General features: G+C 50.2%; 1 protein-coding gene. It reads right to left on the bottom strand.

Going from position 1 to position 512, the window contains the following annotated elements; all coding sequences use genetic code 11:
• Window positions 1–58: 58 nt before the first annotated feature.
• Window positions 59–298, bottom strand: a complete 240-nt coding sequence (locus IE273_RS45625) for a hypothetical protein (protein ID WP_189820570.1) — start codon at window positions 296–298, stop codon at window positions 59–61.
• Window positions 299–512 lie beyond the last annotated feature (214 nt).

Genomic DNA, 512 nt, shown 5'->3' with positions numbered 1-512 from the left:
CCACCCTTCACCTTTCAAAGTCGATCTTCCAATAATCACCTTTAGCGCCTGACAGGTCTCAGCTCTTACCCCCTCGATTTGCCCAGCTCCTTTTACCAACTTTTTTTTCCGAGACAAGATGCAATTCTTCACCGTCATCGCTGCCCTCGTCGCCTTCACCGGTGTCTTCGCTGTCCCAGCCCCCACTCAAACCGAGCAGGCAACCCTTGAACCTCGCCAGTTTGGTGGTTTCGGCGGCTTTGGACCCGCAAACGTAGTCGCCGGAGCGGCTGACATTGCCACACTCGGTGTTTTCCACAACGCGCTTGGCGGTGGATTCGGCGGTGGATTCGGCGGTGGATTCTTCTAAGACTTGTCATCTCGATCCCTGACAAACCTGGAATACCGTTGACGATGAAGTTTTTCTTTCTCATTTTTTGTTCTCCTTGTAACTGCTGGGCATTATTATCTTTAAGCTGAGACCTTATGAGTAGCTTGCTACTGCGCAAATTATAGTGATTATTTCTACCACA

It is taken from the genome of Streptomyces olivaceoviridis (assembly GCF_014650115.1).
GTDB lineage: Bacteria > Actinomycetota > Actinomycetes > Streptomycetales > Streptomycetaceae > Streptomyces > Streptomyces olivaceoviridis.
The sequence above is the reverse complement of the archived record's forward strand: the minus strand, read 5'-3'. Positions and strand labels throughout refer to the sequence as shown.